This window comes from Rhodococcus sp. EPR-147 (genome assembly GCF_001647185.1).
GTDB lineage: Bacteria > Actinomycetota > Actinomycetes > Mycobacteriales > Mycobacteriaceae > Rhodococcoides.
The window spans coordinates 1-15,034 of record NZ_LVCU01000382.1 but is presented as its reverse complement, the minus strand read 5'-3'; the positions used below and the strand labels follow the sequence as shown (position 1 = coordinate 15,034).

Genomic DNA, 15,034 nt, shown 5'->3' with positions numbered 1-15,034 from the left:
GACCACCGGATTCGACCTGTCGAAGGACCTGCCCTTCCGAACCAGGCTCTTCGAGGTCAGCCCCACCGAGCACCTGCTGGTGTTCGTCGTCCACCACATCGCGGCCGACGGGTTCTCACTGGGCCCGCTCACCCGAGACGTGATGAACGCGTACGCGGCTCGCTCGCTCAACCAGGAGCCCTTCTGGTCTCCGCTGCCCGTCGACTACGCCGATTACAGCCTCTGGCAGCGCGAAGTACTCGGTTCCGAGGACGACCCGCAGTCGGTCGTCTCGCAGCAGATCGACTACTGGACAGCCACGCTGGCCGGCCTTCCGGATCAGCTCGACGTGCCGTCCGACCGACCGAGGCCTGTCGTGGCGTCGAACCGTGGCGCGCTCGTACGCTTCTCCATCGACGAAGATCTGCACCGCGCGCTGATCGATGCCGCCAGAGCAGAGAACGCCTCGCTGTTCATGGTGGTGCACACCTCGTTGGCCGTACTGCTGTCGCGGTTGTCCGGCGAGGCCGACATCGCGATCGGCACCCCGGTCGCCGGTCGCGGTGAGGCCGCCCTCGACGACTTGATCGGCATGTTCGTCAACACGCTGGTGTTGCGCACCGAGACCGACACGTCACGGCGATTCGACCAGGTTCTCGCCGACACCCGCGAGACCGACCTGTCGGCTCTGGCCCACGTGGACGTACCGTTCGAGCGGCTGGTCGAAATTCTCAACCCCGCCCGATCCACGGCTCGGCATCCCCTCGTGCAGGTGGTACTCGCGTTCCAGAACCTGGGACAGAAGGATCTCGAACTGCCGGGACTGTCGGTCTCCGGTGTCGATTTCGAGACGCTGGTCGCACTGTTCGATCTGCAGTTCACGTTCGTCGAGTCGATCGGTCCGGCCGGTGCCCCACAGGGCATGGTCGTCGACGTCACCTACGCCACCGATCTCTTCGACGAAGCCACGGTTGTCACGCTTGGCGATCGGTTGATCACTGTTCTCGAAGCCGTCGCCGACAACCTCTCGACCGTGGTCGGCGACATCGAGCTGCTCGAGCCCGTCGAACGCAGTCGGGTGCTGGTGGAGTGGAACGACACCGCGCACGAGCTCGACCGGGCACAGACGTTGGCCTCGCTCGCCGGACAGGTCGACTCGACCTCCGCCGCACTGATTTTCGAGGGCGACACGCTCGGCTACGGCGAATTCCAGGAACGGGTCTCCCGTCTGGCGCGGTTCCTGATCGCCCGCGGTGTCGGACCCGAGAGCGCGGTGGGCATCGCTGCCCGTCGCTCGGTGGAACTCCTCGTCGGCATTCACGCGATCATCGCCGCCGGCGGTGCGTACGTACCGATCGATCCGGACCAGCCGACCGAGCGGATCGCACACATTCTCGGAACCGCGGAACCGGTCTGCGTGCTGACCACCTCACGTGACGCGGTGGAAGCCGACGGCTACGAGGTGCTCGATATCGACACCCTCGATCTGTCCGGCTTCTCCGATGCACCGATCACCGACGCGGACCGAATCAGTGCGCTCGCACCGTCCAACACCGCCTACGTCATCTTCACCTCGGGTTCGACCGGGCAGCCCAAGGGCGTGGCCGTCTCACACGAGGCGATCGTCAACCGCCTGCTGTGGATGCAGTCGGAGTACGAGCTGAGCCCCGATGACGTGGTGCTGCAGAAGACCCCCGTCACGTTCGACGTGTCGGTGTGGGAACTGTTCTGGCCGTTGCAGATCGGCGCCACGTTGGTCATCGCCAAGCCCGACGGCCATCGTGACCCTCAGCACCTGCTCGAGACGATCGAGGCACAGTCGGTCACCACGGCGCACTTCGTACCCTCGTTGCTCGAGGTCTTCGTCTCCGTCGTGGCAGCTGCGCCGTCGCCTGCGGCTGGCTCTCTGCGGACGCTGTTCGCATCAGGAGAGGCGCTGCCCGCCGAGGTCGGCGATAGGCTCCGTCGCGTCCTGCCGGGCGTGGCTCTGCACAACCTCTACGGCCCCACCGAGGCGGCCGTCGACGTCACCTACCACGCAGTGACGGAGGCGGACGTCGACCTCGTCCCGATCGGTGTCCCCGTGTGGAACACCAGAACGTACGTCCTCGACGCTCGACTGTCTCCGGTCGCTCCTGGGGTTGCCGGGGAGCTGTACCTCGCCGGAGTTCAACTGGCCCGCGGATATCTCGGACGAACGGACCTGACGGCCGATCGATTCCTTCCCGACCCGTTCGGAGAACCGGGCTCGCGCATGTACCGCACCGGTGACCTGGTGCGCTGGCGCGCGGCGTCCCCCGGTTCAGGACGGTTGGAGTACCTGGGCCGCACCGACTTCCAGGTCAAGCTTCGAGGACTGCGCATCGAACTCGGCGAGATCGAGACCGTGCTGCGCAAGCATCCGTCCGTGGAATCCGCCGTCGTACTGGTTCGGCAGACCGTTGCCGCGGGCGATCAGCTGGTCGCATACGTCGTACCCACGGTCGGCGGGACCGTCGACGTCGCCGAACTGACGGAGTTCGCGTCGCGTTCGCTCGCGAGCTACATGGTCCCGGCCGCGACCGTCGTACTCGACGCGCTGCCACTGACGCCCAACGGCAAGCTCGATCGTCGCGCTCTGCCGGAGCCGAACATCGAGCAGCGTGTGTTCCGTGCACCGACCACCACGTCGGAAACCGTTGTGGCAGAGGTCTTCCGCGATGTTCTCGGCATCGATGTGGTCGGTGTCGACGACGAGTTCTTCGCGCTCGGCGGCAACTCCCTCGTCGCCACGAGAGTGGCGTCCAGAATCGGCGCGGCACTCGACACCACGGTGACCGTTCGGACGATTTTCGAGGCATCGACCGTGTCCGCCCTGGCGGCCAAGCTCGACGAGCTCTCGGGTTCGGGCCGTCGAATTCCGTTGGTGCGCACCGACTTGCCGGATCTGGTGCCGCTCTCGCTCGCGCAGCGCCGGATGTGGTTCCTCAACCGGTTCGACCCGGAGTCCGCGACGGAGAACCTCCCCGTCGCCATCGAGCTCAGTGGCAATCTCGACATCCCCGCTCTGCGCGCAGCAGTGGCCGACGTGATCGAGCGGCACGAGTCGCTGCGAACGGTCTACCCCGAGGTCGACGGTGTGGCCTCCCAGGTGATCGTTCCGGCGGAGCGGGTGGTTCCCGATCTGATGCCGACTGCGACCACCACAGCCGAACTGCCGGCGGCGCTGGCGGCGCTGGCCATGGGCGGGTTCGACGTCACCGCGGAGCCGCCGTTGCGTGCTGCGCTGTTCGAGCTGGGCTCGGACCGCCACGTTCTGGCGTTCGTCACCCACCACATCGCTGCAGACGGCTTCTCGATCGGCCCCATGACTCGGGATCTGATGGTCGCGTACGCGGCCCGGAGCGCGGGCACCGAGCCCGGTTGGGCTCCGCTCGCCGTCCGCTACGTCGACTACACCCTCTGGCAGCAGGCCGTTCTCGGTTCCGAGGACGATCCGTCGTCACCGGTCTCGAACCAGATTCGGCACTGGACGAGGGCATTGGCGTCGCTGCCGGACGAGGTCACCTTCCCCGGCGATCGCGCCCGCCCGGACAGGTCGTCGTATCGCGGCGGCAACATCACGCTGGCCCTCGACGCAGCCACGCACGGACGCCTCGGCGACGTGGCCCGCGCCAACCAGAGCTCACTGTTCATGGTGCTGCACTCCTCGCTCGCCGTGCTGTTGGCCCGGCTGTCCGGTGAGACCGACATCGCGATCGGTACTCCGGTCGCAGGACGCGGTGAGGCCGCGCTCGACGACGTCATCGGGATGTTCGTCAACACGCTGGTGCTGCGGACCGACATCGATCACGGCAGCGCCTTCACCGAGCTGCTGGCTCGGGCACGCGAGACCGACCTGTCGGCGTTCGCCCACGCCGAGGTGCCGTTCGAGCGGCTCGTCGAGGTACTCGACCCACCGCGGTCGGCGGCTCGGCACCCGCTCGTCCAGGTGATGCTCACCGTGCAGAACATGGAGCAGACCGAGCTCGAACTCCCCGGCCTGAGCGTGCGCGGAGTCGATCTCGACGTCGAGACGGCCAAGTTCGACGTTCAGTTCACGTTCACCGAGAACCACGTCGACGGCGGCATGACCGTCGACGTCACCTTCGCTCGCGATCTCTACGACGACAGCACAGCGCGTGTGATCGGGGAACGCCTGATCCGCGTCCTCGAGTCCGTGGCAAGCGATCCGGGTCAGCGAATCGGCGACGTCCCCATGATGGACGACGCCGAACGCGGCCGTGTTCTCGCACTCGCCCAGGACGCGCCTGCCGTTGCCGATTCGCTCGACACGATCGTCGATCTCTTCGCCGCTCGGGTGGCCGAGGACCCGGACGCTCCCGCAGTGGTGTTCGAGGGTGCCTCCAGGAGCTACCGAGAGATCGACGAGTCCTCGACGGCACTGGCGAGAATTCTCGCCGGCCAGGGGGTCGGGCCGGAGTCGCTGGTGGCCGTCGTGCTGCCGCGTACCGCCGATCTCGTCGTCGCACTGCTCGCGGTGCTCAAAGCCGGCGGTGCCTACGTTCCGATCGATCCGTCCTACCCGGCCGACCGTATCGAGTTCGTACTCACCGATTCTCGTCCGGTGGCCGTCCTGACGTGGACCGGTGTGGACGTGGAGCTCCCCGCAGCGCTTCCCCGGATCGATATCGACACCGCCTCGACGGTGGGCGACGTGTCGGTGGCCGAGCCGATTCCGGCCACCGCGGCTGCGACGGCGTACGTGATCTACACCTCGGGCTCGACGGGCAAGCCCAAGGGCGTACTCGTTCCGCATCGGAACGTCGTACGGCTGTTGGCGAACACCGAGCGGCACTTCGACTTCGGTCGAGGCGACGTGTGGACGCTGTTCCACTCGTTCGCGTTCGACTTCTCGGTGTGGGAACTGTGGGGCCCGCTCACCACCGGCGGCAGCGTCGTCGTGGTCGACTACTTCACCTCCAGGTCGCCGGAAGCATTGCGAGAGCTGCTCGTTCGTGAGCGTGTCACCGTTCTCAACCAGACTCCGTCGGCGTTCTACCAGCTCGATCAGGTCGATCGGACCGCAGGCTCGACAGGCGACTATTCGTTGCGGTACGTCGTGTTCGGTGGCGAGGCGCTGGAACTGCGACGACTGGCCGGTTGGTTCGATCGTCACGGCGACGAATCCCCGCAACTGGTCAACATGTACGGCATCACCGAAACCACCGTCCACGTCTCGCATCGCGTCGTGGACGCGCAGTCCGCAGCGCAGGCTTCGGGATCTCTGGTGGGACGCGCCATCTCCGGGCTCTCGGTCTACGTACTGGATTCGCGGCTGTCGCTGGTACCCGCAGGCGTACCGGGGGAGATGTACGTCTCCGGTGGTCAGGTTGCGCGCGGGTATCTCGGCCGAGCCGGTTTGAGCGCGACGAGGTTCGTCGCCGATCCCTTCGCAGGCGACGGATCGGTCCTGTACCGCACCGGCGACGTGGCACGGTGGTCGACCGACGGCGAACTCGAATTCGTCGGTCGCGCCGACGATCAGGTCAAGATCCGCGGTTTCCGAATCGAGCTGGGCGAGGTCGAATCCGCCGTCGCGTCCGCTCCTGCCGTCGGGCAGGCCGCGGTGATCGTGCGCGAGGACACTCCCGGTGCCGCACGCCTGGTTGCCTACGTCGTGCCCGCGGCCGAGTCGACCATCGACATCGACGTCGTCAGGGCAGCGATCGGGGAGCACCTTCCCGAGTACATGGTGCCCTCGGCGTTCGTGGTCCTCGACGCGATTCCGTTGACCGGCAACGGAAAACTGGACCGACGAGCGCTGCCCGAGCCGGCCGCGCGCGCACGTGAGTTCCGAGCACCGACCACTCCGGTGGAGGAAATGGTCGCCGACGTGTTCGCCGAGGTTCTCGGAGTGGAGCGCGTCGGTCTCGACGACGACTTCTTCGAGCTCGGCGGCAATTCGCTGGTGGCAACGCAGGTGGTGTCCAGGCTGGGAGCCGCAGCGGACACCACTGTCCCCGTCCGCGCACTGTTCGAGGCCCCGACCGTCGCGGCTCTGGCAGCGCGGGTCGAGCAGGGTTCGGGCGCAGGCGCGCGTCCGGCGCTGGTGGCATCGACGCGACCGAGCCGAGTGCCGCTCTCGCTCGCGCAGCAGCGGATGTGGTTCCTCAACCGCTTCGATTCCGAGTCCACGGCGTACAACATCCCGTTCGCGCTTCGGCTCAGCGGGCGTCTCGACGTCGACGCGTTGCAGCGTGCCGTCTCCGACGTGATCGAACGTCACGAGACTCTGCGATCGGTCTACCCGGATTCACCCGAAGGCCCGCATCAGGTGATCGTGCCGATGTCCCAGGTGCCCACCACTCTCGAGGTGATCGACACCGACGCGGAGTCGGTGACCGCGCGGGTTCTGGAGCTCCTGTCGGCGACGTTCGACGTCACCACCCAGGTTCCGCTGAAGACCGCACTCTTCCGAGTCTCGAACACCGAATTCGTACTCGGCATGGTCATCCACCACATCAGCGCCGACGGTCTGTCGGTGATGCCGCTGTCCACCGACGTCATGACCGCATACGCCGCGCGCACCCGTGGTTCCGATCCGGCGTGGGCGCCGTTGCCGGTGCAGTACGCCGACTACGCGCTGTGGCAACGCCAGGTTCTCGGATCCGAGGAGGATTCGGAATCGATTGCTGCGCAGCAGATTCGGTACTGGGAAAGCGCTCTGGCCGAGCTGCCCGAGCAGATCGAACTACCGCTCGATCGCCCGCGACCCGCCGAGCAGACCTTCCGGGGCAGCCGCGTCGACTTCCGGATCGACGCAGCCGCGCACGCTCGACTGACCGAACTGGCACGCGCACGTAACGCGACGGTGTTCATGGCCGTGCACGCGGCGTTCGCCGTGCTGCTCTCGCGCATGTCGGGATCGTCGGACATCGTCGTCGGAACTCCGATCGCGGGTCGCGGCGAAGCGGAGATCGAGAACCTCGTCGGGATGTTCGTGAACACGTTGGTGCTGCGGCTCGACGTGGCGGGCGGTGCGAGCTTCGAGGACCTCCTCGACGCGGCTCGGGAAACCGATCTGCAGGCTTTCGCCAACTCCGACATACCGTTCGAGCGGCTCGTCGAGGTCGTCAACCCCACCCGGTCGACGGCGCGTCACCCGCTGTTCCAGGTCGGCTTCTCGTTCCAGAACTTCGCGCGCCGAGAATTCGAGCTCGACGGACTGGATATCTCGGCCCTGGACACCGAGACCGGAACGTCGCAGTTCGACCTGCATCTGATCGTCTCCGACGCATCGAGCGGCGACGAGGCGTCGGGCGGGGCCGATGCGTTGTTGACCTACGCGACCGACCTGTTCGACGAGCGCACCGCGCGTTCGCTCGTAGCCCGGTTCGAGGCCGTGCTCGACGCTGTCACAGCGGCACCGTCGACCCCGATCGGCGATCTCGATCTGTTCCTCGACGGTGAGCTGCCCGCCATTGTCGAGGAATGGAACGACACCGACCGCGAGTTCGATTCGGCAGATGGCACCACGCTCGCCGATCTGTTCGCGGGCTCGGCAGCGCGCAACGGTGACGCCGTTGCACTCGTGCACGACGACGGCACACTGACGTACGGCGAGTTCTCCGAGCGGGTGTCGCGTCTGGCCCGTCATCTGATCGGTCTGGGTGTCGGACCCGAAGTGCCGGTGGGGCTTGCCATTCGGCGTTCGGTGGATCTGCTCGTCGGCATGTACGCCGTCTCCGTGGCCGGAGGTGCCTATGTTCCGATCGATCCGGATCAGCCGGCCGAGCGCAACGCGCTCGTGTTGGAGACCGCAGCTCCGCTGTGCGTACTGACATCCGGTGCTGTCGGCCCGGAGATCTCCTCTGCAGCAACGGTCGTCGATCTGGCGCAACTCGATCTCGAGGGCTACTCGTCCGCGCCGGTCGAGACCTCCGAGCGCTGCGGTGAACTCTCCGCCGACACCACGGCCTACGTCATCTTCACGTCCGGCTCCACCGGCCGGCCCAAGGGCGTGGCGGTCTCGCACGGCGCAGTGGTCAACCAGTTGAACTGGCTGCGCGCGGAGTACGGCCTCGACGGAACCGATGCGTCTCTGCTCAAGACCGCAGCGACGTTCGACCTGTCGGTGTGGGAGTTCTGGTCGCAACTGACCTCGGGTGGGCGACTCGTCATCGCGAACCCGGAGGGTCATCGCGATCCCGACTACCTGCTCACGCTGATCCGTCGGCACGCGGTGACGACGTTGCATCTGGTGCCGTCGATGTTGTCGATGCTCGGCACCGTTGCCGCGGGCGAGCTGTCACCCGATCTGCGACGTGTCCTGGCCATCGGTGAAGCACTACCCGCAGCGGTGGCACAGGACTTCCGGCGGCACAACGGTTCCACCGAGCTGTTCAACCTCTACGGCCCGACCGAGGCTGCGGTGTCGGTGACCTCGCATCCGGTCACCGATGCCGACACCGTCACCGTGCCGATCGGCGTGCCCGAGGCAAACACCGCCGTGTTCGTGCTGGACTCGCGCCTTCATCCGGTTCCTGCCGGAGTCACGGGAGAGCTCTATCTCGCCGGTGCGCAGCTGGCGCGAGGATATTTCGGCCGAGCAGACCTGACCGCCGAACGGTTCGTCGCGAATCCGTTCGACGCGAACGGAACGCGGATGTATCGCACGGGCGACCTCGTGCGCTGGCGGATTCCGCTCGTCGACGACGCACCCGCGGCGGCCCGCCTCGAATACATCGAGCGTGCCGATTTCCAGGTCAAGATTCGCGGCTTCCGCATCGAACTCGGTGAGATCGAGGCAGCCCTGCGCACACAGGCGACGGTGGCCGACACCGCCGTCGTGGTGCACTCCGGCGAATCGATGGGGGACCAGTTGGTCGCCTACGTCGTCGGTACGTCCGGAGCAGTACTCGACGTGGCGAGTGTCGAAGCCGAACTCGCCCGCGCCGTGCCGTCGTACATGGTTCCGGCAGCGTTCGTCGTCCTCGATGCCCTTCCGCTCAACGCCAACGGCAAACTGGATCGACGGGCACTTCCGGCACCGCAGTTCGAGGTTGCCGAGTTCCGCGCCCCGGTCACTCCGGTCGAAGAGATCGTCGCGGCCACCGTGGCGGAACTGCTCGGTCTGGACCGTGCCGGACTCGACGACGATTTCTTCGCGCTCGGCGGAAACTCTTTGGTCGCAACGCAATTGGTCTCGCGGCTGGGCCAGGCTCTCGACGCCCAGATCCCGGTGCGAGCTGTGTTCGCGGCCTCGACCGTCGCAGGCCTGGCCGCCCACATCGCCCCGCTCGTCGGGGGCGGTGCGCGCCGAGAACTGACCGTTCGTGAGCGGCCCGATCTGCTTCCACTCTCGATCGCTCAGGAAAGAATGTGGACGATCAACCGGATCGACCCCGGTTCCTCGGCGTACAACATTCCTGTCGCGGTCCGGCTGACCGGCGCACTCGACGTCGACTCCCTGCGTGGGGCATTCGACGACGTTCTGGGGCGCCACGAAATTCTGCGCACGGCGTACCCCGATTCTGTGGACGGGCCGGTGCAGCAGATCGTTTCCGTCGCCGAGGTAGGGGTCGATCTGACGCCCGAGCGGGTGGAACCGGATGCAGTGATCTCCCGCCTGACCGAGACCCTCGGTGCCGGGTTCGACGTCACGAAGTCGGTGCCGGTGCGCGCTGCGTTGCTGCAGGTCGCCGACAACGAGCATGTGCTCGCCGTGGTGGCACACCACATTGCTGCCGACGGTTTCTCGATGGGTCCGCTGATCCGTGATGTCATGGTGGCGTACACCGCTCGGATTGCGGGGGAGATGCCGGCATGGACTCCGCTGCCGGTCCAGTACGCCGACTTCGCGCTGTGGCAGCGTGACGTGCTCGGCAGCGAGAACGATCCCGAGAGTCCACTCGCGAAGCAACTGGCGTATTGGACGACCGAGTTGGCAGGAGCGCCGGAACAGTTGGCACTTCCGCTGGATCGGCCGCGACCGCCTCGCCCGACGATGCACGGTGCCTCGTACGAATTCTCGTTCGGCACCGACATCGCATCGGCGATCGAGAAGATCGCTCGCGAACACTCCGCGACGACGTTCATGGTGGTGCACAGTGCCTTCGCCGTGCTGCTCTCGAGGCTGAGCAACTCCTCCGACATCAGCATCGGCACACCCACTGCCGGTCGCGGTGAACAGCAACTCGACGAGCTCGTCGGCATGTTCGTCAACACGCTCGTGCTGCGAACTCGACTCGATCAGGGCGGCACGTTCGCCGAGCTGCTGCAGCAGGCCAAGGACAAGGATCTGGCAGCGTTCGGCCACGCCGACGTCCCGTTCGAGCGGCTCGTCGACGCACTGGGCCGGGCGCGGTCGAGTGCCTACACTCCGCTGTTCCAGGCGATGCTGACGTTCCAGAACCACGTGACCGGATCGTTCGAGTTGCCGGGTCTGCACGTGCAGGCCTTGCCCGCGGGCGACGACCAGGCCAAGTTCGATCTGCAGCTGACCGCCGTCGAACGATTCGACGACACCGGAGCACTGCGCGACATCGAGGCGACGTTCACCTACGCGACGGCGATCCTCGACGAGTCGTCGATCGCGACGTTCGCAGATCGGCTGCTGCGGATTCTGAACGCTGTTGTCTCGGATCCGGATGTGGTGCTGCGGTCCATCGACATCCTCTCCGAGGAGGAGAAGGCGGAGTTCGCACCGCGAACCAAGCCCAAGACGGTGGACGATCTGCCCGATCTCGTTGCCCGCGCAGCGGCCGTCGCACCCGATGCGGTGGCACTCGAACACGAGTCGACGACGGTAGATTTCGCTGCTCTGCACGCCAAACTGGCTCAGATGTCGGCAACGATGGGCTCGGCGATGAAGCCGCAGGCTCTGGTGACGGTCACTCTGTCGGCACTGGTTCCGGGGATCTTGCCCGCCCTCGGTGCGGAGGGGCTGAACACCGCTCTGGCATCGTTGATCGAACGGGCGGAGTCGGTGATCGCGTCGTCGTGACGAATGCCGAGCTCGCCGGTTGTGCACGTGGATCGATCAGGAGGAAAAGGTAGATGGCGGTAGGACGTCGAAGCGATGCAGCTCTGACGGTCGAGGACCTTCCGCGCTTGGTTCGGAGCGTCGCAGCGGTCGAACCCGACCGCGTAGCTCTCACGCACCTCGGTACGGAACTGACCTACGCCCGCCTGGACGAGGAGATCACCACCCTCGATGCGGCCATGGGGGGCGTCCTCGGCCCCGACGCGCTGGTCCCGGTCGTGTTGTCCAACACGCTTGCAGGCCTCATCGAGGCCACCGAGGGTGGTCTGGACGCGGTCGTGTCCACCGTCGTCGCGGATGCGGTGTCGGTTCTCGGCGACGACGAGTCGACGTCGAGCTCCGCCCATCCCGAAGCCGCCACGCTGTACGCGCTGTTCGCCGATCAGGCCGAGCGCACCCCGGACGCACCTGCCCTCGTCTTCGGCGACGACACGCGAACCTACGCCGAGTTCGCCGCCTCGGTGGAGCGTCTCGCCCGCGTGCTGATCGCACGTGGAGTCGGCCCCGATTCAGCGGTGGGACTGTCGATCCGCCGATCGTTCGATCTGCTGGTGGGTATGTACGCCGTCGCCGCAGCAGGCGGAGCCTACGTGCCGTTGGACCCGGATCATCCGGTCGACCGACTCGGCTACGTTCTCGACATCGCGACACCTGTCCTGGTCCTGACGACCACGAACGACCTACCGCAGTTGCCCGACGGCACCGCCACCGTTCTCGTCGACGAGCTCGACCTGACCGATGTGCCGGAAGGACGGATCACCGATGCGGATCGGCTCTCCGCCCTGACCGAGGACGATCTCGCCTACGTCATCTTCACCTCCGGTTCGACGGGACGTCCGAAGGGTGTGGCGGTGAGCCACCGGGCCATCGTCGCCAACATCTCCTGGCGGCAGCGGGAGTACTCGATGAGTGCTGCCGACGTCGTGTTGCAGAAGACTCCGTTCACGTTCGACGTATCGGTGTGGGAGTTCTTCTGGCCGTTGCAGATCGGTGCCACGCTCGTGATCGCCGAGCCCGAGGGGCACCGCGACCCCGCCTACCTCGCCCGCGTCATCGGCGAGCGCGGCGTGAGCGTGACACACTTCGTGCCCTCCATGCTCTCGGTGTACGTCGCCGAACCCACTGCTGTGCAGGCTGATTCGCTTCGGATGGTGTTCGCCTCCGGCGAAGCGCTTCCGGCGCGCACCGTCAACGCGTTCCACGAGATCTCGAACGCGGAACTGCACAACCTGTACGGTCCCACCGAAGCGGCCGTCGACGTCACGTACTACCGAACCCAGCAGGTGGAAGAAGCCTCGGTTCCCATCGGCGCTGCAGTCGACGACACCGATCTGTACGTGCTCGACGAAGGACTGCGGCGATCGCCCCGTGGAGTCGAGGGTGAGCTCTATCTTGCGGGCGTGCAGCTCGCTCGCGGATATCTCGGACGCACCGACCTGACAGCCGATCGGTTCGTGGCCGACCCGTTCGGTGAGCCGGGTGACCGCATGTACCGCACCGGCGACCTGGTGCGTCGACGCGGCGACGGCCTCATCGAGTACATCGGGCGCACCGACTTCCAGGTCAAGCTGCGCGGTCTGCGTATCGAGCTGGGCGAAATCGAATCGGCCCTGCTCGCCGAGCCTGAGGTGACCCAGGCGGCTGTACTGCTTCATTCGTCGGAGCAGTCGGAACAACAGCTCGTCGGCTACGTCGTCAGTACCGATCCCGATCTCGACCACGACGGCCTCGCGGACGCGGTGAGACGCCGCATGCCCGAGTACATGGTGCCGTCGGTGTTCGTCGTCCTGGACGAGTTTCCGCTGAACGCCAGCGGAAAGCTCGACCGAAAAGCGTTGCCCGCGCCCGATTTCGCGTCCCTGGCGCGGGAATACCGCGCACCGAGCACGGAGACCGAGTCGGCATTGGTCGCGATCTTCGAGACCGTCCTCGGCCTCGACCGCATCGGCGTCGACGACGACTTCTTCGTCCTCGGTGGAAACTCGCTCAATGCCACCCGCGTGATCGCGCGGGTCAACGCCGAGCTGGGCACTGCGGTGGATGTGCGGTCGTTCTTCGACGCACCGACCGTCGCCGAACTGGCCGCCGCAGTCGACGCCGCAGGCTCGACGCACGCGCGACCGGCGTTGGTTGCGCAGCAGCGGCCCGAACGTGTGCCGCTGTCGCTTGCCCAACAACGGATGTGGTTCCTCAACCGATTCGAGCCGGACTCGGCTGTCAACAACATCCCGGTCGCCATCGCGTTGAGTGGAGAACTCGACTTCACGGCCCTGCAGTCGGCCTTGGTCGACGTGTTGGATCGGCACGAGTCACTACGGACGGTCTACCCCGACCACGACGGTGTCGGCTTCCAGCTGGTGCTCGAATCGGATTCGGTGACAGTGGAACTGGAGCGAGCGACGGCAACCGAGGCCGACGTGCCCGCCGTGCTGCTCGAGTTCGCACTCAGGCCCTTCGATCTGGCGGTACAGCTGCCCTTGCGGGCGGTGCTTCTCGAAACGTCCGAGACCGAGCACGTGCTCGCGTTCGTGGTACACCACATCGCGGCCGACGGATTCTCGATGGGCCCGCTGACCCGCGACGTGGTGGCGGCCTATGTGGCACGCACCAGCGGGCAGGAACCACAATGGACTCCGCTCGAGGTGCAGTACGCCGACTTCACGCTGTGGCAGAGGGCCGTCCTCGGTAGCGAGGACGATCCGGATTCGCTGATCTCGGCGCAGGAGAACTACTGGCGGCACCAGCTCGGTGGTGCTCCCGACCAATTGGAGCTACCCACCGATCGCCCCCGCCCGGCGGTCGCCACGACCAACGGCGGTACACACACGTTCGAGATCGACGCCGAACTGGTCCGCGAGCTGGAGAAGCTCGGAAGAGAACACAGCGCAACGACGTTCATGGTCGTGCACGCCGCACTGGCCGTGCTGTTGGCCAAGCTCGCGGCCGCCGACGACATCAGTATCGGTACGCCGGTCGCCGGTCGTGGTGATGCGGCCCTCGACGACGTCGTCGGGATGTTCGTCAACACACTGGTGCTGCGCACCGAAGTCGATCCACGGGCGTCGTTCGACGATCTGCTGCGCGAGATCCGTGAGGTGGATCTCGCCGCGTTCTCGCACGCCGAGGTGCCGTTCGAGCGTCTGGTGGACGTGTTGGCCCCGGTGCGCTCGCAGGCACGGCACCCGCTGTTCCAGGTGATGTTGACGTTCCAGAACCTGGACCGAACGTCGGTGGAGCTTCCCGGCTTGACCATCGCGGCGGTCGACTACGAGGCAGACCTGGCGAAGTTCGATCTGCAGGTGACGTTGTGGGATTCGGCTCCGGCCGGCTCCGAGCCCGCGGGCCTGACCGTCGCTCTGACCTATGCCGCGGACCTCTTCGAGAAATCGACGATGGACCGGTTCGGTGAGCGGTTCGTTCGTGTTCTTCGTGCGATCACCGCAGCGCCTGCCGCAGCCGTCGGCGATATCGACCTGCTCGACTCGGTCGAGCGCAATTCGGTGCTGGAGTTCGGTTCGGGGCCTGCACACGAGATCCCCGGCGGGACAACATTGGTGGGGCAGTTCGACGCTCGCGTCGAGCAGACCCCCGATGCGCAGGCCCTGGTGTTCGAGGACGTGCGGCTGACGTACGCCGAGCTCGACGCGCGCGCGAACCGCCTGGCGCGATACCTGTTGTCCGTGGGTGTCGGAACCGATTCGACGGTCGGCCTCGCGGCCGGTCGCAGTATCGAGTTGCTCGTCGGTATGTACGCGATCGCCAAGGCCGGTGCCGCGTACGTACCCATCGACCCGGCTCAGCCGTCGGAGCGCAACGAGTACATCGTGAGCACGGCCTCGCCGGTACGGGTGCTCTCGAGCACCCGAGACCACGTCGAGTTCTCGGGTGTGGAGACGGTGGACATCGACACCGTGGACGTGTCGCAATTCTCGTCGGCACCGGTGACCGATGCGGAGCGGACGGCACCGCTGCGGGCAGAGAACCTCGCATACGTCATCTTCACCTCGGGTTCGACGGGTCGCCCGAAGG

The 15,034-nt window shown here is 66.4% G+C and carries 2 protein-coding genes; both read left to right on the top strand.

Features of this window, described 5'->3' with window-relative positions:
• The coding region (locus tag A2J02_RS17095; protein WP_068051465.1) for a non-ribosomal peptide synthetase at positions 1–10,966 on the top strand (10,966 nt) is incomplete at its 5' end.
• A 53-nt stretch (positions 10,967–11,019) separates the two neighbouring features.
• The coding region (locus A2J02_RS17090; RefSeq protein ID WP_156516261.1) for a non-ribosomal peptide synthetase at positions 11,020–15,034 on the top strand (4,015 nt) is incomplete at its 3' end.